A 22,841-nucleotide genomic window follows, 5' to 3' on the forward strand; every position below is an offset into this window, starting at 1 on the left:
GGTGGGCTGCTGCCTGCCCATCCCGTCGCCAGCCGGACGTGACCAGCAATGACCCTCGTTCTCGAACAATTGCTCAACGGCCTGCAGTTCGGCGTGATGCTGTTCCTGCTCGCTGCAGGGCTGACGCTGATCTTCGGCATCATGGGCGTGATCAACCTCGCCCATGGCTCGCTCTACATGGTCGGCGCCTATGCCGCCGCCTTTGCCGCGGCACAGACCGGCTCGGTCTTTCTCGCCATCCTGGCCGGCCTCGCGGCGGCGGCGATCGTCGGCATGGCGATGGAGCTGTTCGTGCTGCGCCGGCTGTATGCCCGCGACCATCTCGACCAGGTGCTGGCGACCTTCGCGCTGATCCTGATCTTCAATCAGAGCGTGACCCTTCTGTTCGGGCGCCAGCCGCTCTTCGTCTCGGTGCCATCCGTGCTCAATGGCTCGGTCCAGCTGCTGCCGGGGCTCACCTATCCGATCTATCGGCTGATCATCATCGCGGTCGGCCTTCTCGTCGCGCTCGGGCTCTACCTCCTGATCAATCGCACCCGCATCGGCATGCTGGTCCGCGCCGGCGCGACCCATCGCGAGATGGTCAGGGCGCTCGGCGTCGATATCCGCCTGCTCTACACCGCCGTCTTCGGCCTCGGCGCCCTGCTCGCCGGCCTCGCCGGGCTGATGGCCGGGCCGATCCTGGCCGTACAGGTCGGCATGGGCGAGCAGATCCTGATCATGACCTTCGTCGTCGTGGTGATCGGCGGCGTCGGCTCGATCCGCGGCGCCTTCTTCGGCGCCCTGCTCGTCGGCCTCGTCGACACGGTGCTGCGTGCTTTCCTGCCCGGCCTGCTGCGCCAGGTCATGACCGGCTCGGAAGCCGATGCGCTCGGCGCCGGCCTGGCTTCGATGGGCATCTACATGCTGATGGCCGTGGTGCTGCTGGTGCGGCCTAAGGGACTCTTTCCCGCCAATGTCTGATGACGCCATCATCCAAACCGGCTCCCCCGCGCCGAGCACCGGCCGTGCTCTGATGCTGTTGGCATTGGCCCTCGGGCTGATCGCGCTGCCCTTTGTCGTCCAGGCGCTCGGCCAGCCGGCACTGGTGCCGTTAGCGACCCGCGTGCTGATCTATGCGATCGCCGCCGCCAGCCTGAACCTCGCGCTCGGCTTTGGTGGCATGGTCTCGTTCGGCCACGCCGCCTTCTTCGGCGTCGGCGGCTATGTCGTCGGCATCCTCTACCGCAACTATGTCGACGACAGCCTCTTCCTCGGCCTGATCCCCGGCACGAGCCAGCTGCTGATCACGCTGTCGGCCGCGATCCTGGTCGGCGGGCTGCTCGCCTTGCTGATCGGCGCGCTGTCCCTGCGCACCAGCGGCGTGCAGTTCATCATGATCACGCTCGCCTTCGCGCAGATGCTGTTCTTCCTGTTCGTCTCGCTGAAAGCTTATGGCGGCGATGACGGCATGACGATCCGGCGCCGCAACGAGCTCTTCGGCCTCAACACCCGTGACGACATCACCTTCTATTTCATCTGCCTCTCGATCGGCGTGCTGGTCTTCCTGGCGCTCTGGCGCATCGTCGGCTCGCGCTTCGGCATGGTGCTGGCGGGCATCCGCCAGAACGAGCGGCGCATGGCGGCGATCGGCATCGCGCCCTATCGCTACAAGCTCGCCGCCTTCGTCATCTCCGGCATGGGCACCGGCCTCGCCGGCGCTCTGATGGCCAACTATCTGCGCTTCGTCAGCCCGGACATGCTGCACTGGACCAAGTCGGGCGAGCTGATGATCATGGTCATCCTCGGCGGCGTCGGCACCCTGCTCGGCCCGCTCTTCGGCGCAGCCGCCCTCGTCATTCTCGAGACCGTGCTGACCTCATGGACCGAGCATTGGCAACTCGTGCTCGGGCCGATCCTCCTGCTCGTCGTCCTCTTCACGCAAGGTGGGCTCAACGGGCTGTTCAGCCGCCTCGGCATCGGCAGGAGCGCGCGATGAGCCAGCCGCTCCTCTCCGTCCGCGGCCTGCGCAAGCGCTTCGGCGGGCTGATCGCCACAGACAATGTCGACCTCGATGTCGTCGAGGGCGAGATCCACGCGCTGATCGGCCCGAACGGCGCCGGCAAGACTACGCTGCTGACCCAGCTTTTCGGCGAGCTCAGCCATGACGAAGGCGAGATCAGGCTGGAGGGCGTGCCGATCGACGCGCTGGCGACGCCGCAACGTGTCCGGCGCGGCCTCGCCCGCACCTTCCAGATCAACCAGCTGCTGCCCGATTTCAGCATGCTCGACAATGTCGCGCTCGCCGTGCAGGCGCGGCAGGGGCACAGCTTCCGCTTTTTCGGCGATGCCCGCCGCGACAAGGGCCTGCGCCAGCGCGCCCGCGAGCATCTGACCACCGCCGGCCTCGCCCATCGAGCCGAGGTCAAGGTCGCCGATCTCTCTCATGGCGAGCAGAAGCAGCTCGAATTCGCCATCGCGCTCGCCTGCGAGCCGCGCGTGCTGCTGCTGGACGAGCCGATGGCGGGTCTAGGGCATGCCGAGAGCGAGCAGATGGTCGCGATGCTCTCCGGGCTGAAGGGCCGGGTCACCATGCTGCTGGTCGAGCACGACATGGACGCCGTCTTCGCGCTCGCCGACCGGATTTCGGTGCTGGTCTATGGCCGCATCATCGCGACCGGGACAGCGCAGGAGATCCGCGACAGCGCCGACGTCCGCACCGCCTATCTCGGCGAGGGGGACGCCTGATGCTGAGCGTGCGCAACCTGCAATCGGCCTATGGCGCCAGCCAGGTGCTGTTCGATGTCGGCCTCGACATCGGCGACGGCGAGGTCGTGACCCTGCTCGGTCGCAACGGCATGGGCAAGACCACGACGGTGCGCTCGCTGATGGGGCTATTGTCGCCCAAGGGCGGCGAAATCAGCTTCGACGGCCGCCAGCTCAAGGGCAATACGCCGGAGGCGATCGCCCGCTGCGGCATCGGGCTCGTGCCGGAAGGCCGGCAGGTCTTCCCGACGCTGACCGTGCGCGAGAACCTCGTTGCCACCGCAGCAAACCGGCTCGGGCGCTCTTCGCCCTGGACGCTGGAGCGAGTCTATGCCCTCTTCCCGCGCCTTGAGGAGCGCGCCGGCCAGTCGGCCCGCACGCTGTCGGGCGGGGAGCAGCAGATGCTGGCGGTCGGCCGGGCGCTGATGACCAATCCGAAGCTGCTGATCCTAGACGAGGCGACGGAGGGCCTCGCGCCGGTGATCCGGGCCGAGATCTGGCGCTGCATCGAAGCGCTCAAGGCGCAGGGCCAGTCGATCCTGCTGATCGACAAGAACATCGCGGTGCTGAAGCGCCTGGCCGACAGGCATTACATCATCGAGAAGGGGCGCACGGTCTGGTCGGGCTCGAGCGGCGACCTCGCGGCCAATGCGGAACTGGTGCATCGCTATGTCGGCGTCTGAAAACAAGATCGTCGCGAGCAGTCTCGCGGTCGATCCCGTCGAAGCCTTGCGCGACACGCTGAGCGAGATCCTCGCCGGCCTGGTCGCGGCCGGCTGCGGCCCGCATCACCTGACCGGCATGGACTGGGAGAGCGCCGATCCCGCCGCCTTCCATCTCTCGCGCCATACGGTCGAATTGGCCTATCGCGAGGTCTTCGCCGGCTTCCGGCCGCCGATCCACCTTCAACTTGGAACGGAGCCGGGCCTGACTGTCCGCGCCCGCCACGCCATGCCACAGCCGCTGCCGGATATCGAGGTCGAGGGCTATCCGCTGCGCGAGCTCGGCCGGCAATACAGCCCGCGCCTGCAGGCCGACATGACCGCGCTGTTCCGGCGATGGAGCCGCGAAGGGGAGGCCTTCCGCGCCGGGCATGGCGGGCTCGACCTCGCCTATGGCCCAGGCCGCTTCGAGACGCTCGATCTCTATCGTCCCGCCGGCGTGGCGCGCGCCCCGATCTTCGTCTTCATCCATGGCGGCTACTGGCAGGCTTCTGACAAAGTCCAGCACGCGCAGTTCTCGCAGGGGCTGCTCGATGCCGGTTTCGCGGTCGCCCAGCCGAATTACGGGCTGGCTCCGGAGACGCCGTTGGAAGCGAGCATCGCCCAGACTGTCGCCGCGCTGAACTTTCTCGTTCGCGAAGCCGAGGCGCTCGGCCTCGACCCGGCACAACTGCACATCAGCGGCCATTCAGCCGGCGGCCATCTCGCGGCGATGGCCTTGTGCGACCCGGCGTCGCCGCCGGTTGCCTCGGCGCCGCTGCTCTCCGGGCTGTATGATCTGAAACCGCTCGGTCACCTCCCGATCGGGCGCCTGCTCGGCCTCGACGATACCGAGCGCGCGGTGCGCCTCAGCCCGCTCGGTCGGCCGCGCCCTGGCAATGCACGCCTCGCCTTCGCCGTCGGCGAGGGTGAGAGCGACGCGTTCAAGCGACAATCGGCGAGGCTGGCGGCGGCCTGGCAGGCGTCCGAGCCGCTGATCTGCCCCGGCCATCACTTCAGTATGCTCGAGGGGCTGAATAGCGGCGCCCTGCTCGACCTCGCCTTGCGGACGGCAAGACCATGACGGCTCGTCGGCGCAAGCCGCTGAGGATCGGGCTGATCGGCTGGGGCGCGATCAACCGGCATGTCGTCCGGCTGTTGTCGCGATCGGTGGTTGCTGAAGCGGTCTCGATCGTCGCCATCGGCGTGCGCTCGCCCGAACGCGCGCAGGATATCCCGGCCGACGCCAGCCTGCTGACCGACCCGCAGCAGCTTGCCGGGCTTGATCTCGACATCGTGGCGGAAGCCGCAGGGCAGCCCGCCGTCGCGCTCTGGGGTGAGAGTGCCTTGCGGCAGGCGGGGGCGTTCGCGGTGACCTCGGCCGGTGCCCTCGCCGACACGGCGCTGCTCGAGCGCCTCATGTCGGTCGCCGAAGCCGCCGGCAGCCAGCTCGTCGTCACATCAGGCGCGCTCGCCGGCATCGATGCGCTCGCGGCAGCTTCGGCGCTGCCGCTCGACGAGGTCGTCCACGCCATCGTCAAACCGCCGGCGGCTTGGCGGGGCACGCCTGCCGAGAGGCTCGTCCCGCTCGATGCGCTGACCGCACCGGCTAGCTTCTTCATCGGCTCCGCCCGCGAGGCGGCCCGGCGCTTTCCCCAGAACGCCAATGTCGCGGTGATCTCGGCGCTCGCCGGCATTGGGCTCGACCGGACCCGCGTCGAGCTGATCGCCGATCCCGGGATCGCCGAGAACTGCCATCGCCTGAGCGCGCATGGCGCCTTCGGCCGCCTCAGTGTCACCATCGAGAACAGGCCGCTCGCCGACAATCCGAAATCCTCGGAGATGGCCGCGCTCAGTCTCGTCCGGATGATCAGCAACAGCGTCAGCCCACTCTGCCGTTGATCCTGCCGCCACTCGACCGGGCCTTTGCGGACTGAGATGATCCGCTGGCTGCGATTGCGCCGCGCTGCGGGTTGCCTGAGATGACGATGAATGACCCGATCACGATGACATCGACGATGACCTATCGCGCCGCCCTTGATGCGTTTCTGGCCTCGCCCGCCTCAGCCTCCTGGCGCGATCTTTCCGTCTTCCGCGACGGCACGGTGGCGCGCGCCTGCGCCGCCGTCGATGCCGAGCGCGCTATCGGCCAGGTCGTGGCGCCGATGCCGGAGCGCTTTCTGGCGGCGCTCACGCTGACGCCGCTGGACGATGTCAGGGTCGTCATCCTCGGCCAGGACCCTTACCCGACACGCGGCCATGCCAACGGGCTCGCCTTCTCCTATGTCGGACCGCCGCCGCTGCCGCGTTCGCTGGTCAACATCTACAAGGAGCGGGCCGAGGATATCAGCTTCGCTGCGCCTGCTGACGGCGATCTCTCTGGCTGGGCGAAGCAGGGGGTGCTGCTGCTCAACACCGCGCTGACGGTGCGCGAGGGCGCGACGCAGGCCGGCTCGCATCTCAAGCTCGGCTGGCGCGCGGTGACGGACGCGATCCTCGCGGCCGTCTCGCAGCGGCGACCGCATGTCGTCTTCATGCTTTGGGGATTACCCGCGCAGGCCAAGCGGGGCCTGATCGACGAGAGCAGGCATCTCGTCATCGCCAGCGCCCATCCCTCGCCGCTCTCGGCGCGGCGCGGCTTCTTCGGCTCGAAGCCGTTCAGCCAGGCGAATGACTGGCTGAAGGCGAAAGGAGAGCAGCCGGTCGCGTGGTGAGGGCTACCCCACCGGCCGCTCGTCGGCGATGACCTTGCCGTCATTCGGGAGTGCGCCGAGCGGCAGCACCTCGACAGCCCCCTTCAGCTTGGTGACCTGCTGCAGGGTCGAGGAGACCGCGTCGACGAAGCCCTTCGGCTCGGCATAGATTTCGGCCTTCAGCGTCATCGTGTCGAGTTCGTTGGCACGGCCGATGACGAGGCGGAGCTTGGCGATCTCGGCATGGCGGCGGGCGATCTCGGCGACCTGTTCGGGCCGCACGAACATGCCCTTGACCTTCGCCGTCTGGTCGGCGCGGCCGAGCCAGCCCTTGATCCTCGCATTGGTGCGGCCGGAAGCGCTCGCCCCCGGCAGGACCGCAGTGAGATCGCCAACCGCGAGGCGAATCTGCGGGTGGTGCGGGTCAAGATTGGTGACGACGATCTCGCCGACCTCGCCCTCGGCGACAGGGTCGCCGGTGCCGGGGCGGACGATCTCGACGATCAGGTTCTCGTTCAGCACCATGCCGTCGCGGGCGCCGGTCTCATAGGCGATCAGCCCGATATCGGCGGTGGCGTAGAGCTGGTAGGCGTCGACACCGCGGTCGCGGACCCAGGCCTGCAGCGAGGGCGGGAAGGCCGCGCCCGAGACGATCGCGCGCTTCAGGCAGGAGGTGTCGATGCCGCGGCTGTCGGCGGCCTCGATCAGCAACTTCAGGAAGTCCGGCGTGCCGAGATAGGCGCTCGGATTGTAGGCGCCGATCACCTCCATCTGCTGCTCGGTATTGCCGGGACCGGCCGGGATGACGGCGCAGCCGATGGCGCGCGCCGCCGAATCCATGATGAAGCCGCCCGGTGTCAGATGATAGCCGAAGGTGTTGAGAACGACGTCTCCCTTGCGGAAGCCGGCGGCGTAGAGGCCGCGTGCCGTGCCCCAGGGATCGCTGCCGACCCCCTCCGGCTCGAAGATCGGGCCGGGCGAGGTGAAGAGCCGGCCGAAGGAGCCGAGCGGCGAACCGACGAAGCCGCCGAAGGGCGGGCTGTCCTTGTGCAGCGCAGGCAGGTCGGCCTTGCGCAGCACGGGCAATTCGGCGAGCGCGGCGCGGTCGGTGACACCGGTCGGATCGACGCCCTTCAGATGCGCAGCATAGCCCGGTGTCGTCAGCGCAGCGGCGAGCACGGCCGGCAGTTTTGCGAACAGGTCGGCCTCGCGCCGCTCGGGCGGCCGGGTCTCGAGATCGTCGTAGTGCTCGCTCATCGCGCTTGCCCTTGGAAATGGTGCCCGGCCTATCGGCGCAGGATGCGAAGGAAATTGAGCAGTCCCATCAGGGAGGCCGCGACATAGGTCATCGCCGCGGCCCTCAGCACCCCGCGTGCCGCCGGCATGTCGTCCGGGTGCAGGTAGCCGTCCTGCTGGAGGATCGGGAGTGCCTTGCCGAAGCTGGCGTCGAATTCCACCGGCAGCGTCACGAGATGGACGACGAGCCCGATGCCGAGCAGCGCCAGCACCGCGGCGAACTGAGCGAAAAGCACGCCCGGAGCCCGCACCAGGATCATCACCAGCGGCGCGGTGACGAGCACCACCATCGCGACCTTGTCGACCTTGCCCAGCAGCCGGGCGAGGCTGGTGCGGATATCGAACAGGCGGCTGCCCTGCGCATGCTGGAGCGCATGGGCGACCTCGTGGGTGGCGACGGCGACGGCGGTGATCGAGCGGCCGTCATGGTTGCCGGGCGAGAGCCGCACGGCACGGGCGTCGGGATCGTAGTGATCTCCCGCGGCGGTGATCTCCACGGGGATTGTCTGCAGGCCGAAACGATCGAGCAGATGGCGGGCAAGCTCGCCGCCGGTGCCGGGAAGGTCTGGCCTGTCTGCGGCGTGCCTGTCCATTTCGTAGCGGACCCAGAATTGCGGACCGTAGATGACGGCGACGAGAAGGAGAGCGAGGACGACATAGAGCATGACCGGGTCGTGCCCGCCGATCCCGGCTTGACTATGACAGCCAGCGCTTGCGGCGCTTGTAGCTCTTGACCTCGCGGAAGGACTTTTTGTTGCCCTCGGCGACGCCCAGGTAGAATTCCTTCACGTCCTCGTTCTCGCGCAGCATCTTGGCTTCGCCGTCCATGACGACGCGGCCGGTTTCCATGATGTAGCCATAGGTGGCGTAGCGCAGTGCCATGTTGGTGTTCTGCTCGGCGACGAGAAAGGAGACGTCCTCCTTGTCGTTGAGCCGGCGAACGATCTCGAAGATCTCCTCGACGATCTGCGGCGCCAGCCCCATGGACGGCTCGTCGAGCAGGATCATCTTGGGTTTGCTCATCATGGCGCGGCCGATGGCACACATCTGCTGTTCGCCGCCGGAGGTATAGCCGGCCTGCGAGTTGCGGCGCTGCTTAAGCCGCGGGAAAAGCTCGTAGATCTTCTCGAGATCGCGCTTGATCGCGGCGTTGCCGTCACGGCGGGTGAAGGCGCCGGTGAGCAGGTTCTCCTCGATCGAGAGATGGCCGAAGCAATGCCGGCCTTCCATCACCTGGATGCAGCCGCGGCGGACGAGCTCACTCGGCGACATCTTGTCGACGCGCTCGCCGTCGAAGACGATCGAGCCCTTGGTGACTTCGCCGCGCTCGGCCTTGAGCAGGTTCGAGATTGCCTTCAGCGTCGTGGTCTTGCCGGCGCCGTTGGCGCCGAGGATCGCGACGATGCCCTTGCGCGGCACGGTCAGCGAGACACCCTTCAGCACCAGGATGACGTGATCGTAGATCACCTCGATATTGTTCAGCGACAGGATCGTGTCCGTCGCCGCGGCGGCTGCGGGCTTCTCGAGGGTGGCGGTCGACATTGAACCTCCAATCCTTCTCCCCTCGGGGGAGAAGGTGGCCCGGCGTCAGCCGGGTCGGATGAGGGACGGACGGATGAGGCGGTACAAGACTTCCCTCATCCGTCTGCTTCGCAGACACCTTCTCCCCCGGAGGGGAGAAGGATTGGCACTCGTCAGATCAGGACGATTTTTCGCAAGGCTCGGTGCGCTTGGGCCAGTTGCCGGCCTTCTCGACATAGTCCTTGGCGTTGGCCTCGATCAGCGGCCGGACCTCGTCCTTCATCGGCTCGATCCAGTCGCCCTTCTGGGTCCACTTGGTGCCGTCCCATTCGGCGACATAGGCCTTGTGGTGGCCGGAATGGTCGGTGCAGCTGACCTTCACCGGCGAGGCGAAGCCGGCCATGCCGATCTCCTTGAGGCGGGCCTCGTCGATATTCAGGTTCTCGAGCCCGCGGCGCATGTCCTCGGGGGTGATCACCTTCTTGCCGGTCAGCTTCTGGGCGGTGCGGATCGCCTCGACCACGAGCATCGAGTTGTAGACGCCGCGATTGTAGAGGTTCTCGCCGACCTTCTCCTTCGGCGTCGTGCTCTTCCCCTTCTCGACGACATGCTTGAGGATGTCCTGGATCACCGGGAAGTTCTGGCCGGCCGCGTTGAAGTTCAGCGAGCGGTAGCCCTTGGCCTCGGCGCCGCCGGCGCGGGCGTCGTCGTCACCGCCGGCCCACCAGACGCCGACCAGCTTGTTGATCGGGAAGTTGTTCTTGATCGCTTCCTTCACCGCGGTCGGGTTCATCGCGCCCCAGCCCTGGTTGTAGAGGAAGTCCGGCCGGTCACGGCGGATCGAGAGCCAGAGCGAGCCCTGGTTCTGCATGTCGGCCGCGGCAACCGGATAGAGCTTGAGCTCGAAGCCGTACTTCTTGGCGAGGTTCTCGAGCACCGGGATCGGCTCCTTGCCGAAGGGCGCGTCGAGATGGATCAGGCCGAGCTTCTTGCCCTTGAGCTTGTCCATGCCGCCGAGCTCGTTCGCCATGTGCTTCACCATGACCGAGGCGCCGTCCCAATAGGTCAGCGGCGGGATGAAGACCCAGGGGAAGTTGGTGCCGTCGGCCGAGGCCGAGAGGCCATAGGCCATCGACAGGATCGGCAGCTTGTCGACATGGGCGCGCGGGATCGCCGCCAGCGTCGCGCCGGTCGACCACGGGCTGTAGACGATGGTCTTCGACTTGACCTGCTCGTAGCACTCGATCGACTTCTTGGTGTCGTAGCCGGTCTCGCACTCCTCGTAGACGACCTTGACGCCGTTCACGCCGCCGTCACGCTCGTTGATCATCGAGATGTAGTCGCGCATGCCGTCGCCGATCGGGATGCCGGAGCCCGAGAACGGGCCGGTACGATAGGCGTTGTTGGAGAAGTAGATCGTCTCCTGCGCATTGGCCGGTGCGGCGATCGCTCCGGCGGCGAGAAGCGCGCCGACGGCGACGCTCCTGATGATGCTGCTCGTTTTCATAGGCCTTCCTCCGTGGTTGCCGGGTCCGGCCGAGCCGTCCCGTCTTCGCTTGCCCGCCGCTTGAAGACCGCGGCGAGTCGTTGTCCTTGGACCCTGCGCCCCGGTCTCAGTAGGGGAAGGGCCACGTCCGCAATTTCTGCTTCCCGATCTGCCAGAGCCGGGCAAGGCCGTGCGGCTCGAGGATCAGGAAGAGGATGATCAGCGCGCCGACCAGCATGAAGGTGACGTGCTCGGCCGTGGCGCCGCCGATCGGCACGCCCAGCGCCGGCAGGCCGAACTTCAGCGCCGTCGGCAGGATCGACAGGAAGGCCGCGCCGAAGAAGGACCCGATCAGCGAGCCCAGGCCGCCGATGATCACCATGAACAGGATGGTGAAGGAGAGGCGGATGGTGAAGACGTCGTTGGCTTCGCCGCCGCCATACCAGAGGAAGATCATCATCGCTCCGGCCACACCGGCGAAATAGGAGGAGACGGCGAAGGCCGTGAGCTTGGCGTTGAGCAGCTTGATGCCCATCAGCTCGGCGGCGATGTCCATGTCGCGCACGGCCATCCAGGAGCGGCCGAGCTTGCCGTGGACGATGTTGGAGGCGAACCAGGTCAGCACGACGACGAGCCCGAGGCAGACGAAATAGCGCGTCTCCGGGGTCGCGGAGGCGCCGGTGATCGGCAGGCCGAACAATGTGCGCTGCGGCACCTCGATCGCGCCGGAGGCGTTGTAGTTGAACAGCCAGGGCACGCGCACGAAGGCCCATTGCAGGAAGAACTGCGCGGCGAGCGTGGCGACGGCGAGATAGAAGCCCTTGATCCGCAGCGAGGGCAGGCCGAACAGCACGCCGATCGCCGCCGAGAACAGGCCCGACAACAAGATCAGGACGATGATGTTCACGCCCGGGAAGAAGGTCGTCAGCTTGTAGCAGGAATAGGCGCCGACACCCATGAAGGCGGCGGTACCGAGCGAGATCAGCCCGGTATAGCCGGTGAGGATGTTGAGCCCGATCGCCGCCAGCGAGAACACCAGGAACGGGATCATCACCGAGGCGATGAAGAAGTCGTTGCCGATCAGCGGGATGCCGACGAGGGCGATCGCCAGGATGACGGCGATGCCGATCCGGTCCTGCCGGAGCGGGAACACGGCCATGTCGGCGGCGTAGTTGGTCTTGTATTGGCCGGCTTCGCGGTAGAACACGGGTCCGCCTCTCAGATGCGTTCGATGATCTTGTCGCCGAACAGGCCCTGCGGCCGGAACAGCAGGAAGCCTAGCGCGATGAAATAGGCGAGCCAGCTCTCGATGCCGCCGCCGATCAGCGGCCCCCAGTAGAACTCGCCGAGCTTCTCGCCGATGCCGATGATCAGCCCGCCGACGATGGCGCCGGGGATCGAGGTGAAGCCGCCGAGGATCAGCACCGGCAGCGCCTTCAGCGCCACGATCTCGAGCGCGAAGGAGACGTCGGAGCGGGCGCCCCACATGATGCCGGTGATCAGCGCGACGATGCCGGCGGTGAACCAGACGATCACCCAGATCTGGTTGAGCGAGATGCCGACCGACAGCGCCGCCTTGTGGCTGTCGGCCACGGCCCGCAGGGCGCGCCCGATGCGCGTGTACTGGAAGAACAGCGCCAGCACGGCGATCATCAGCGAGGCGATGATGGCGGCAGCGATGTCGATCTTCTGCAGCGAGACGATGCCGCCCAGGATCTTCAGGTCGATCGCGCCCTTGGGCAGATAGAGCTGCTCGGCGATCATCTGCTTGGGATTGCCGCCGAAGATGGCCTCGCCGAAGCCGATCAGGAAATAGGTGATTCCGAAGGTCGCCATGAACAGGATGATGTCTGGCTGGTTGACCAGCGGGCGCAGTACCACGCGCTCGATCGTCACGGCGAGGGCGAACATCACGCCGAGCGTCAGGATGACCGCGAGGAAGGCCGGCACGCCCTTCTCGTAGAGGCCGACCAGCGTCAGCGCCGCGAAGACCACCATGATGCCCTGGGCGAAGTTGAACACGCCCGAGGCCTTGAAGATCAGCACGAAGCCGAGCGCGATCAGCGCATAGAGTACGCCGGAGACGAGGCCCTCCCAGATCGTCTGGGCGAGCAGGTCCGGGGCCTGGACCATCTGGTTGAACGGATCGACGAAGATATTGTGGATCGTGCCGGTCGGGTCGATGCGGGCGCCGATGAGCGCGGCGGCGACGAGGCCGACCACGATCAGGCCGGTCTTGACCCAGACATTGCCGAGGAGATTGGGCGCGGGCTGCGCGGCGATGTCGCTCATGCGCTCATTTCCTTTGCGCTCATGTCCTTGCTTGCGGCGGCCATCAGTGCGCCACTCCGAGATAGGCGTCGATCACGCGCTGGTCGGCCTTGACCTCGGCCGGGGTGCCGTCGGCGATCTTGCGGCCGTATTCGAGCACGACGACGCGGTCGGAGAGGTCCATGACCACGCCCATGTCGTGCTCGATCAAGGCTATGGTGGTGCCGAACTGATTGTTCACGTCGAGGATGAAGCGGCACATGTCCTCCTTCTCCTCGAGGTTCATGCCGGCCATCGGCTCGTCGAGCAGCAGGAGCTCCGGCTCCATCGCGAGCGCACGCCCGAGCTCGACGCGCTTCTGCAGGCCATAGGGCAATTTGCCGACCGGCAATTTGCGGATGTGCTGGATCTGCAGGAAGTCGATGATGTCCTCGACGACCTTGCGATGCTCGATCTCCTCGTCCATCGCCGGCCCGTGGCGCAGCGCCTGCCAGAAGAAGCCCTTGCGCATCTTGAGGGTGCGCCCGGTCATGATGTTGTCGAGCGTCGACATGCCCTTGAACAGCGCGACGTTCTGGAAGGTGCGGGCGATGCCGGCGGCGGCGGCCTGGTGCGGCCTGACCTTGGCGCGGCGCAGGCCCTTGTAGGTGATGCGGCCTTCTTGGGGATGGTAGAAACCGTTGATGCAATTCAGCATCGAGGTCTTGCCGGCGCCGTTCGGGCCGATGATGGCGCGAATCTCGCCCTTGCGGATGTCGAAGGAGACGTCGCTGATCGCCTTCACCCCGCCGAAGCGCAGGGAGACGTTGTCGACCGAGAGCAGCACCTCGCCCTTGTGCGTGACCGGTTCGCCGGCGACCGTCATGGAATGCGCGTTCATGCCGCCTCCTTCGTCGCCAGGCTCGAGACCGGGTAAACCTTGGCGTCGGCGACCTTGACCGTCGCTGAGATCACGCCCTTGCGGCCGTCCTCGAAGGTCACTTCCGTCGAGATATCCGCTTGGGTCGAGCCGTTGTACAAAGCCTCGACCAGCGGGGCGTAGCGCTCGGCGATGAAGCCGCGCCGGACCTTCTGGGTGCGGGTCAGCTCGCCATCGTCGGCGTCGAGCTCCTTGTGCAGGATCAGGAAGCGCTTGATCTGGGCGCCGCCCATCATCGGCTCGGCCGCGAGCGAGCGGTTCACCTCGTCGACATGCTTGGCCATCATCTCGTAGACCTGCGGATGGCCGGCGAGCTCCTGATAGGAGGCGTAGACGACGTTGTTGCGCTCGGCCCAATTGCCGACGGCGGTCAGGTCGATGTTGAGCGCGACGGTGGCGTAGTCGCGGCCCTGGCCGAAGGCGACCACCTCCTTGATGTTCGGATAGAATTTCAGCTTGTTCTCGATGTATTTCGGCGGGAACAGCTCGCCCGAGTTGAGCTTGCCGACATCCTTGGCGCGGTCGATGATCTTGAGGTGCCCGCTCTCGTCGAAGAAGCCGGCATCGCCCGAGCGGACATAGCCGTCCTCGGTCATCGTCTCGGCGGTCTTCTCGTCGTCCTTGTAGTAGCCGCGGAAGATCGAGGGCGAGCGGTAGAGCACCTCGCCATTGTCGGCGATCTTGATCTCGACCTGCGGCGCCGGCTTGCCGACCGTGTCGGCCTTGATCTCGCCGTCCGGCTGCATGGTGATGTAGACGCCGGCCTCGGTCTGTCCATAGAGCTGCTTCAGGTTGACGCCGATCGAGCGGTAGAAGCGGAAGAGCTCGGGGCCGATCGCCTCGCCGGCGGTGTAGCCGACCTTGATGTTGGTCAGGCCGAAGCGGTTGCGCAAGGGCGCGTAGATGATGATGTCGCCGAGCTTGTAGAGCAGCCGGGCGGAGAGCGGCACGGATTCGCCGTTCAGGATCTTCTCGCCATGCTGCTTGGCGACGCCGAGGAAGTAGTTGAAGACTTTCCGCATCAGCGGGCCGGCATCCTCCATGCGCACCATGGTCAGCGTCAGCATGGTCTCGAAGACGCGCGGCGGCGCGAAGGCGTAGGTGGTGCCGATCTCGCGGCGGTCGTCGACGACGGTTTCGGGCCCTTCCGGGCAGTTGACGCAGAAGCCGGCGATGATCGCCTGGGCATAGGAGAAGACATGGTCGCCGACCCAGGCGATCGGCAGATAGGCGATGATCTCGTCGTTCTCGTTCAGCCCGTCGAAGCTGCAGCCGATCTCGGCGGCGGTGATGACGTTGAAATGCGTCAGCATCACCCCCTTGGGCCGCCCGGTCGTGCCGGAGGTGTAGAGGATGATGGCAAGATCGTCGCTCGCGCCCTGCTCCATCTCGCGGTCATGCGCGGCTGAAACCGTGGTGTCCTTGAGCGCGGCGCGCCCGGCCTCGATCACGTTGCCGATGTCGTGCAGCTTGGCGTGGTCGTAATCGCGCAGGCCGCGGGGCTCGTCATAGAGCATGTGGCGCAGGGCCGGCAGCCGCTCGATGACCGAGAGAACCTTGTCGACCTGCTCCTGGTCCTGCACGCAGGCGAAGACCGCCCCGGCATGGTCGAGCACATAGGCCATCTCGTCCGCGACGCTGTCGGCATAGACTGGTACCGGGATCGCGCCGAGCCATTGCGCCGCGGCCATCGACCAATAGAGGCGCGGGCGATTGTAGCCGATGATGGCGACCTTCTCGCCGCGCTTCAGGCCGAGCTGCTCGAAGCCTTTGGCATAGGCGCGGACCTGCTCGGCCACCTCGGCCCAGGTCCAGGACTGCCAGATGCCGAGGTCCTTGTGCCGGAACGCGACGCGTGCGCCGCGCTCCCGCGCATTGCGCAGCAAAAGCTTGGGAAAGGTGTCCGCCCGGCCGGCGGCTGCGCTTGCCACGATATCGTCTCCACCCTGTCGCCCCGTCTGTCGCGGGTTGTCGGGCCTTGCGCCCTTTTGCGATCATGCAAGCTTTGCAGGTGCCTCGGCGCTGTGCAAGAAGCCACTTGACAGACAAGACGCATTTGGGGCGCTATTGTCCCGCCGAGGTTTAGCCTGCTCTACCCGAACCGGTGTTTCTCAGGCAGTTTCGAGAGTTTGCGGCCCCCCGATCGTGCAGGAGGCCGCGTTGCCGTCACACGAAACGGATCGGCGCGCTTTCACTCAAACGCGAGAAGCGCGGCAGGAACCGTGTTTCGCCGATCCTGACAGGTTGCGGCCCGCCACTGACCAGCAGAGCGCGCACGGCCTCTTCGGCGAGCAGCGAAGCGAGCTGCCGGCCGAGGCAGCCATGGCCGCCAACGCCGAAGGCGAGGTGCCGTTTCGCTGGCCGGGCTGGATCGAACCGCGTCGGCTGTTCGAAGGCCCATCCATCCAGATTGCCCGACGGCCACCACATCGTCAATGAAGTGCCGGCGGCAATCGTCTCGCCGCGCCAGACGATGTCCCCGGCCGCCATCCTGGCGGTGAGGATCGTTGGCGAGGTCAGCCGGAACGCCTCCTGCACCGCATCGGAAAGCGTGTACTGTCCGGCCGACAGGTCGAGGCGCAATTGCTCTTGTTGCATCAGGTAGTCGAGGACGCAGAACACGCCCGAGATCGTCGTTTCGACGGCGTCGAATGCAAAGCCTGCGACCAGATCTGCAGCCTTGGCGGCGCTCCCCGACGGCAATCGCGCCGCGATGTCGCGCATCAGCCCTGATTGGCCCTCGGATTCGAGCTCGTGCAGCAGCCGCAGCAGGCCGCGCGCCTCCCGGTTCGCGGCGGCGAGCCTGTCCGGCGCCGGCGCGAAGGACAATTGCTCGCCGATGACGGCTATTGCAAAGCCGATCCGGCCTGCCTGTTGCTGGTCTATCCCGGCAAGTGCACAGAAGGCGCGGGCGGAAAGCGGTGCGACGAAGTCGCGGACCAGGTCCGGATTGGCTGCGCCGAGCAGGTCCCGGCGCGCCGCATCGGCCAGATGCCGAATCGTGGGCCGCAACGCCTCGATCCGCTGGGCCGACAGCCCGGCAATGACCGCTTGCCGCAGGCCGCGATGTTCGGGCCCCGCCAGGGTGAACAGGCCCCAGCGCAGCAAGGCGTGGATATCGGCCTTGTCCGGGCCGAGACCTTCGAGCGGGAAGGGATGGCCATCGAGGCGCGGGTCGCGCCCAAGCGCGAAGAGCGCCTCATAGCCCAGTACGGACAGGCCGCCGGTCGATGCGAAGAGGCCGTCGCCGGTAGCGAGGGCAGATTGGAAGAAGGGTGCGGGATCCTGCCAGAAGGCGGGATCGGCAGGCAAATCAAAGGTGTGCATCTTGGTTCGCTTTCGTCATCAAGGCAGAATCGATCGCGCCCGCTCTCGGTGAGGCGGGCTGCGGACGTGCGCTCGATGAGGTCAGCGAAGCCGGATGGATGCGGTCATGGCGCCGAGCTACCATACTCCGGCCTCGGGGTGAACCTGGCGGGGCGATGCGGGTGGAAGGCAGCGCCTTCGATCTGCCGCTTTCGAACCGGAAGCTCGATACGGGGACTAGCCAATGCGTGCTCTTGCCTCGATCGCGATGCTGCTCGCCGCGGGCGCCACGCAGACGCATGCGCATCGGCCGCCGGGTGGCTGGGACTATCCGTTCGAATGCTGCTCCGAGGCCGATTGCGCGCGGATCGATCCAAGCGAGGTGCGGGAGACTCCGTCCGGCTTCGTCGTGACGATCATGCCCCGTCGCCATCCGATGTGGGCCAGCGAGCGCCGCCAGCCGGCCGTGCTCGACATCCCCTATCAGAAGGCCCGTCTTTCGCCGGACGGCTTCTTCCATCTCTGCATGAACGATGCGGGCGAGTTGCTCTGCTTCTTCTCACCGGGTGGGGGATCGTAGTGCTGATGTCGGCAACGGGTCGCAAGCCGACATTCCGCCTCACCCAATCGGCTGCGTCGCACCCGGCCCCAGCGATCTCTGCACCATGACGCTGTCGGACCATTTGCCGTGGCGATAGGCGACACCCGGCAACAGCCCCACGCGGGCGAAGCCGAAGCGCTCGTGCAGCGCGAGCGAGGCGCCATTCTCGGCGTCGATATAGCCGATCATCTGGCGAAAGCCGGCGGCAGCGCAGGCGTCGATCAGCGCCTGCATCAAGAGCCGTCCGATGCCGCGGCCGAGATGCTGGTGATGGACGTAGATCGAGTGCTTCACCGTGAAGCGATAGGCCGGCCGCTTGCGGAACAGCACGACATAGGCATAGCCGACGACCTCGCCGCCGCGGGTCGCGACCAGATGCGGCAGCTTGCGGCTGCGCAGGTTCTTGCGCCGGTCCTTGAGATCGTCCGGCTGCGGCGTGCCGGTGTCCTCGATACCGGCCTCGATGCCGAGGCGGATGTGCCGGCGATAGATCGCCAGCATCGGCTCGACATCGTCGTCGCGGGAGGGGCGGATGATGATCGGTAGCTCGCTCTCCATATGCCGTCGCGATCCTCAACCCTGCGCCTGCTCGCTGACGACATAGGTGTGGAGCCGCACCCGCCCTTCGGCATCGACCTCGCGATAGACGCCCTGGATCTCGACATCGAAGCCGGGGAAGAGGTTGAAGCAGGCCTCGAACATTTTGAGATAGTCGATCATCGGCTGGGCCCGCTCGGTCAGCCGCTCGCCGGGAACGATCGTGGCGATTCCCGGCGGGTAGACGACGAAGGGCGTCGTCGCGATCCGCCCGGCGATGGCGTCGATCGGCAGATAGTCGACATCGTTGCGCGTCAGGCAGCGCGCCGCATCATGCGGCGACATCGCCATCTCCGGCAGATGCTCGGACGAGAACTGCCGGTTTTGCAGGCCGCTGACGTCGTGGTCGCGGAAGAAGCGGTGCATCTCTCCGCAAAGGTCGCGCAGGCGCACGCCGGCATAGCGTCCGGGCCGGCGCCGGTAGAATTCGGGGATCACCTCTTCCAGCAGGGCGTTGTCGTCGTGCAGCTTCTTGAAGGCGACGAGCCCGCTGATCAGCGTGCCGGCCTTGCTGGCCTCGACGCCCGGCGTCAGCAGGAAGAGCAGCGAGTTGAGATCGTTCTTCTCGGCGACGATCCGGTTCTCGCGCAGGAACTGCGCCACAACCGGCGCCGGGATGCCATGCTCGGCGTAGGCGCCGGTCTCGCGGTCGAAGCCGGGCGTCAGCAGGGTCAGCTTGTTGGGGTCGGTGATGGCAAAGCCCGGCTCCATCTGCGTGAAGCCATGCCAGTTGGCATCCGGTGCGAGCTGCCAGTAGGCGGGGTTGCTGGCGAGCTGGTCGGTCGCCACCATCTCCCAGGCGACATCATGGACGGCGCCTTCGCGCGACGCGTCGGCGATCGTGACCCGGTCCGGCACGAAGGGCTCGAAGAACCAGCGCCGCTCCGGCCTCGTCTCCTTCTCCTCGAATTCCCGGCGGACAGCCCGGATCTTCTTGCGCAACTCGATGCCGAGCCGGATCGTGTCGTCCCACAGCACCTCGCCGGAGCGGCCCTTCATCATCTGCGCGCCGACATCGAGCGAGGCGAACAGCGGATAGAACGGCGAGGTCGAGGCGTATTGCATGAAACTCTCGTTAAAGCGCCGGTGTTCGACCCGCCGCTTCTGGCCCTTGATGTGCCGGTCCCTGATATGGATCTGCGAGGCCTGGCTGAAGCTCGCGAGCTGCTTGTGCGTCGACTGCGTCGCGATGATGCCGGGCGAGTCCGGCCCCAAGCCTGTCAGCCCCATGGCGAAGCGCCCGGCATAGAGCGGGTGGAATTTCATGAAGCCGGCCCAGGCCTCGTCGAAGAGGATGTACTCGCAGAGGTGGCCGATCTTATCGAGGATCATCTGGGCCGAGTGGATCGTGCCGTCATAGGTGCACTGCTCGACCACGGCGACGCGAAACGGGCGCGGCTTTGTCCAGGCCTCGGCATCCTTGACGAGCGGATTGGTGCGAATGCGCTCGCGCAGAGCCTCCTCGTCGAAGCTCTCCCAGCGCATCGGGCCGATCAGGCCCCAGGCATTGCGGGCGGTCGGGATGTAGACGGGTATGCCGCCGGCGATCAGCAGCGCGCCGTGATGGGCGGCCTTGTGGTTGTTGCGGTCGAATAGGACGAGGTCGCCATCGGTGACCAGGGCTGCGAGCGCGACCTTGTTCGAGGTCGAGGTGCCGTTCAGGACGAAATAGGTCTTCTCGGCCCCGAAGATCTGCGCCGCTTCCTTCTGCGCCTTGAGGGCCGGGCCCTCATGGGTCAGGAGGTCGCCGAGATCGAGCACGGAATTGTCGAGATCGTCGCGGAAGACCGCCTCGCCGAGATGCTCCATGAAGACCCGGCCGATCGGGCTGCGGCTATAGAACACGCCGCCATTATGGCCCGGGCAGGTCCAGAGATGGTTGCCCTCCTCGGCATAGTCGACGAGCGCGCCGAAGAACGGCGTCTTCAGCGTCTCGGCATATTGCTTGAGGCGGCTGATCAGGCTCTTGGCGATGAAGGGCGGCGTCTCCTCCGAGAGGAAGATGTAGCCGTCGATGAAGTCGAGCACCTCGACCGGCACGTCCTCGAAGCGCTTGCGGCGAATCAGCAGGATGATCGGGAAGTCGAGGCCGCGCCGGCGCATCAGGTTGATCAGCGCGGCGGTCTTCCCTTCCAGGCCCTTCTTGCCCCAGTCGACCACCATGCAGCCGATGGCGGCGTCGGTCTGGACCGCGATCTCGGCATCTTCGAGCTTGCGCGCCTTGACCACCTCGAAGCCCGACCGCTCGATCTCGTCGATGATCTGATTGAAGCGGATGCCTTCGAGATCCTCGGCATCGAAGTTCGGCGTCGCGAACAGGAAGGTGAAGCGCCTGAAATAGTCCATGCCGGCTCCGCTGGGCGTGAGCCCGAAGCATTGGGCGAATTATGCGACAATTCGGCGACCATCGAGCCGGCTAGGTTCGGACAGTGCCGTCGCTCCTGCCGCAATCGGTAAGTGCGGACGTTTGCGAATCCAGCCGGGGATCGTGAGCTTGACCGCTGCAGGTCGGGAGCCTGACAAATGGCGCCCCAGACGATGACCGAATTGGTAGCTCCGAGATGCTACGTCTTCACTATTATCCCGGGTTCATCAGCCTCGCCACGCACATCGTCATCGAAGAGATCGGCTTGGACTATGAGCTGTCGTTCGTGAACCTGCACAAGGGGCCGAACAGGAGCCCGTCCTATCTCGCGCTGCATCCCGACGGCCTTGTCCCCGTGTTGGAAGACGGCGATCTGGTTCTCTACGAGAGCGTCGCCATCATCCTTCATCTCCTCGAAAAGACGGGCGGCGCATCGCTATTGCCCGAGCAGGGCAGCGCTCTCAGGCCGCAGTTCTACAAATGGCTGATGTGGCTTTCGACTGCCTTGCACGCCAATCTGTCGCTCTATTTGCACCCCAGCAAGGTTGCGGCGTCTGTTGAAGCGCAAGCGGAAGTGAGAGATGCGGCCGAGCAACGCGTGAACGCCCAGTTCGACCGTGTCGAGGAGGAATTGGCGCGGCATGGCGGTGCCTGGCTCCTGGGCGACACCTATGGCCGCGGACGCCTATCTCTTTACGCTTGCCCGCTGGTCGCGCGGCATGCGTCGACCCGCCGCCAGCCGACAGCAACTGGGCGCTTATCTGCAGCGCATGATCGCCCGGCCAGCCGTGCAGCGCGCCCATGCGCAGGAGCACATCCCGCAGCCATGGGTCTGAGGCTTCGAGACCCCGGAAGCGGACCTTGCTTCCAGCGAGCGCCGTCTACCCTTCGTAGCGCGCCAGCCGCTCCAGATCGAGGATCGTCACCTCGTTGTGGCCGATCTTGATGAATCCGAGCTCGGACAGCCTGGCGAGGCTCTGATTGGCCATCTGCCGGGAGATGCCGGCGAGCAGGCCGAGCTCCTCCTGGCTGATCGTCAGCGTCCGCTCGTTGTTCGGATAGAGGATCGGGTTGAACAGCCAGGCGAGGTTGCGGGCGAGGCGACCGGTGGCGCCCAGCATGCGGTCGTACTCGGCGAGCCCGATGAACTGGGCGAGCCGCTCGTTGAACTGGTGCACCAGGAAGCGGTTGAAGGCGGCCGAATGCTCGAACAGCCAGAGGAAGGTCTGGCGCCGCATCAGCGCGACCTTGCTCTCGCGCAGCGCAACGAGATCATAGCGCCGCGCCTCGTTCTTGATGATCGTGCCCTCACCAAACCAGGCGCCGCCGCGCAGTCCGGCGAGCGTCGCCGATTTGCCGCTGCGCGAGGTCGTGCTCATCTTGAGCAGCCCGTCGGCGACGCCGGTCCAAGATTCCAGCCGGTCGCCGACATGGCAGACATAGGCGCCCTTGCCATAGGCCTTGAGGCTGGTGCCGCGCCTGGCCTCCTCGAACTCCTCCGGCGTGAGGTCGTTCGACCAGGCGGCGATGCGGCGCAGCTCGTCCTCGGAAATCAAGATTCGCCGGCCCCTCGCATGCGCTCGTCGCGCACTATGCGGCCCGGTTCATCGCAAACTCAAGTCAGGCAGGCTGTCGTGCGATCTGCGCCGATCCCCAGGTGCATCGTGCGTCGCTTCCACGGGATGGCCCTCAGGACCTGATCGCGGCGGCTAGCGAGGCGAGCAGCAGCGCCGCGAAGATCAGGTTGACGATGCGGTTGCTCCAGGGATCACGGAACAGGCCGGTCAGGCCGGAGCCGGCCAGAAGCCAGCCGAGGTTGACGGCGGCAATCACCAGCAGCAGGAGGCCGATCTTGAGGCTTGCATCGAGCGCCGGTTGCTGCGGCAGCAGCGTGAAGCCGGAGAACAGCGCGGCCATGGCCGCATAGCCCTTGGGATTGACCAGCGAGAGCGTGAAGCCGGCGGCGAAGGAGGGAGCCGCCGCGTCGCTGTCCGCATCGGCCAGCGGCGGCGCCGTCGCGATCCAGAAGGCGAGATAGAGGAAGTAGAGCGCCGACAGCACCGTGACGACCGGTGCCAGGCCCGGCAGCGCCAGGACGACGGCGACGATGCCGCTCGCGGTCAGGGCCATCACCGCGAGCATTCCGAGCGTGATGCCGGCGCCATAGGCGAGGCCGCGGCGAGTGCCGAAGGCGGCGCCGGTCGCGGTCAGGCTCAGGGTCGCCGGCCCGGGGCTGCCGGTGAGCGCAACGCCGGCGAGGAGGAATCCGGCCAGCCCATCCATGTCGTCCTCCGCAGCCGTGAGCGAGCACAGAGGACAGCAGGGGAGCTATCGGCCGTC

General features: G+C 66.4%; 22 protein-coding genes. 9 read left to right on the forward strand and 13 right to left on the reverse strand.

Features of this window, described 5'->3' with window-relative positions:
• Positions 1-48 precede the first annotated feature (48 nt).
• The 7 genes from BMZ21_RS09595 to ung all read left to right on the forward strand — a co-directional run bounded on the left by BMZ21_RS09595 (position 49) and on the right by ung (position 6,160).
• The gene (locus BMZ21_RS09595; RefSeq protein ID WP_091832562.1) at positions 49-963 is read left to right on the forward strand and encodes a branched-chain amino acid ABC transporter permease; all 915 of its coding nucleotides are present in this window, start codon (positions 49-51) and stop codon (positions 961-963) included.
• Positions 956-1,978, forward strand: a complete 1,023-nt coding sequence (locus BMZ21_RS09600; protein ID WP_208862253.1) for a branched-chain amino acid ABC transporter permease — start codon at positions 956-958, stop codon at positions 1,976-1,978. The genes BMZ21_RS09595 and BMZ21_RS09600 overlap by 8 nt, the downstream gene beginning before the upstream one ends.
• The gene (locus BMZ21_RS09605; protein ID WP_091832568.1) at positions 1,975-2,727 is read left to right on the forward strand and encodes an ABC transporter ATP-binding protein; all 753 of its coding nucleotides are present in this window, start codon (positions 1,975-1,977) and stop codon (positions 2,725-2,727) included. Before BMZ21_RS09600 ends, BMZ21_RS09605 begins: the two co-directional genes overlap by 4 nt.
• Positions 2,727-3,428, forward strand: coding sequence for an ABC transporter ATP-binding protein (locus BMZ21_RS09610; protein ID WP_091832571.1), 702 nt, complete (start codon positions 2,727-2,729; stop codon positions 3,426-3,428). The genes BMZ21_RS09605 and BMZ21_RS09610 overlap by 1 nt, the downstream gene beginning before the upstream one ends.
• Positions 3,415-4,530, forward strand: a complete 1,116-nt coding sequence (locus BMZ21_RS09615; protein WP_167561591.1) for an alpha/beta hydrolase — start codon at positions 3,415-3,417, stop codon at positions 4,528-4,530. Before BMZ21_RS09610 ends, BMZ21_RS09615 begins: the two co-directional genes overlap by 14 nt.
• Entirely contained in the window at positions 4,527-5,348 is an 822-nt protein-coding gene (locus BMZ21_RS09620; protein WP_091832577.1) for an aspartate dehydrogenase, read from the forward strand. Before BMZ21_RS09615 ends, BMZ21_RS09620 begins: the two co-directional genes overlap by 4 nt.
• Before the next feature lie 86 nt (positions 5,349-5,434).
• Entirely contained in the window at positions 5,435-6,160 is a 726-nt protein-coding gene (ung, locus tag BMZ21_RS09625) for a uracil-DNA glycosylase (RefSeq protein ID WP_244543787.1), read from the forward strand.
• 3 nt (positions 6,161-6,163) lie between these two features.
• Here the strand turns inward: ung and BMZ21_RS09630 are convergent, their stop codons facing one another.
• The 9 genes from BMZ21_RS09630 to BMZ21_RS09670 all read right to left on the reverse strand — a co-directional run bounded on the left by BMZ21_RS09630 (position 6,164) and on the right by BMZ21_RS09670 (position 16,740).
• Positions 6,164-7,396 (reverse strand): phenylacetate--CoA ligase family protein, encoded by a 1,233-nt coding sequence (locus BMZ21_RS09630; RefSeq protein WP_091832581.1) that lies wholly within the window; start codon positions 7,394-7,396, stop codon positions 6,164-6,166.
• A gap of 29 nt (positions 7,397-7,425) precedes the next feature.
• Entirely contained in the window at positions 7,426-8,100 is a 675-nt protein-coding gene (locus tag BMZ21_RS09635; RefSeq protein ID WP_091832588.1) for a zinc metallopeptidase, read from the reverse strand.
• Positions 8,101-8,131: 31 nt separating this feature from the next.
• Positions 8,132-8,977: an ABC transporter ATP-binding protein gene (locus tag BMZ21_RS09640; RefSeq protein ID WP_091832591.1), complete on the reverse strand. Its 846-nt coding sequence runs from the start codon at positions 8,975-8,977 to the stop codon at positions 8,132-8,134.
• Positions 8,978-9,134: 157 nt separating this feature from the next.
• Positions 9,135-10,463, reverse strand: a complete 1,329-nt coding sequence (locus BMZ21_RS09645; protein WP_091832594.1) for an ABC transporter substrate-binding protein — start codon at positions 10,461-10,463, stop codon at positions 9,135-9,137.
• 106 nt (positions 10,464-10,569) lie between these two features.
• The gene (locus BMZ21_RS09650; protein WP_091832597.1) at positions 10,570-11,649 is read right to left on the reverse strand and encodes a branched-chain amino acid ABC transporter permease; all 1,080 of its coding nucleotides are present in this window, start codon (positions 11,647-11,649) and stop codon (positions 10,570-10,572) included.
• A gap of 11 nt (positions 11,650-11,660) precedes the next feature.
• Positions 11,661-12,575: a branched-chain amino acid ABC transporter permease gene (locus BMZ21_RS09655; RefSeq protein WP_091834258.1), complete on the reverse strand. Its 915-nt coding sequence runs from the start codon at positions 12,573-12,575 to the stop codon at positions 11,661-11,663.
• Between the two features lie 202 nt (positions 12,576-12,777).
• Complete coding sequence (locus BMZ21_RS09660) at positions 12,778-13,593, reverse strand: ABC transporter ATP-binding protein (RefSeq protein ID WP_091832600.1); 816 nt, start codon at positions 13,591-13,593, stop codon at positions 12,778-12,780.
• Positions 13,590-15,563, reverse strand: coding sequence for an AMP-dependent synthetase/ligase (locus tag BMZ21_RS09665; RefSeq protein ID WP_208862254.1), 1,974 nt, complete (start codon positions 15,561-15,563; stop codon positions 13,590-13,592). Before BMZ21_RS09665 ends, BMZ21_RS09660 begins: the two co-directional genes overlap by 4 nt.
• A 235-nt stretch (positions 15,564-15,798) precedes the next feature.
• The gene (locus BMZ21_RS09670) at positions 15,799-16,740 is read right to left on the reverse strand and encodes a cytochrome P450 (protein WP_167561592.1); all 942 of its coding nucleotides are present in this window, start codon (positions 16,738-16,740) and stop codon (positions 15,799-15,801) included.
• Positions 16,741-17,182: 442 nt separating this feature from the next.
• Here BMZ21_RS09670 and BMZ21_RS09675 point away from each other — a divergent pair, with 442 nt between their 5' ends.
• Positions 17,183-17,518 (forward strand): hypothetical protein, encoded by a 336-nt coding sequence (locus BMZ21_RS09675; protein WP_091832611.1) that lies wholly within the window; start codon positions 17,183-17,185, stop codon positions 17,516-17,518.
• Positions 17,519-17,557: 39 nt separating this feature from the next.
• Here the strand turns inward: BMZ21_RS09675 and BMZ21_RS09680 are convergent, their stop codons facing one another.
• Both BMZ21_RS09680 and BMZ21_RS09685 read right to left on the reverse strand, forming a co-directional pair.
• Positions 17,558-18,097, reverse strand: coding sequence for a GNAT family N-acetyltransferase (locus BMZ21_RS09680; RefSeq protein ID WP_091832616.1), 540 nt, complete (start codon positions 18,095-18,097; stop codon positions 17,558-17,560).
• Positions 18,098-18,112: 15 nt separating this feature from the next.
• Positions 18,113-20,482, reverse strand: coding sequence for an Orn/Lys/Arg family decarboxylase (locus BMZ21_RS09685; protein ID WP_091832619.1), 2,370 nt, complete (start codon positions 20,480-20,482; stop codon positions 18,113-18,115).
• A gap of 215 nt (positions 20,483-20,697) precedes the next feature.
• Between BMZ21_RS09685 and BMZ21_RS09690 the strand changes: the two genes are divergently transcribed.
• Positions 20,698-21,447 carry a glutathione S-transferase family protein gene (locus BMZ21_RS09690; protein ID WP_091832622.1) on the forward strand — a complete coding sequence of 250 codons (750 nt, stop codon included), beginning with the start codon at positions 20,698-20,700 and terminating at the stop codon, positions 21,445-21,447.
• Here the strand turns inward: BMZ21_RS09690 and BMZ21_RS09695 are convergent.
• Positions 21,383-22,057, reverse strand: a complete 675-nt coding sequence (locus BMZ21_RS09695) for a Crp/Fnr family transcriptional regulator (RefSeq protein WP_091832625.1) — start codon at positions 22,055-22,057, stop codon at positions 21,383-21,385. The two genes, BMZ21_RS09690 and BMZ21_RS09695, sit on opposite strands and share 65 nt — an antisense overlap.
• Positions 22,058-22,190: 133 nt before the next feature.
• A complete protein-coding gene (locus BMZ21_RS09700; RefSeq protein WP_091832628.1) occupies positions 22,191-22,784 on the reverse strand; it encodes a LysE family translocator in 594 nt (197 codons plus the stop codon).
• Positions 22,785-22,841: the final 57 nt, after the last annotated feature.

Source organism: Allobosea lupini (genome assembly GCF_900109525.1).
GTDB lineage: Bacteria > Pseudomonadota > Alphaproteobacteria > Rhizobiales > Beijerinckiaceae > Allobosea > Allobosea lupini.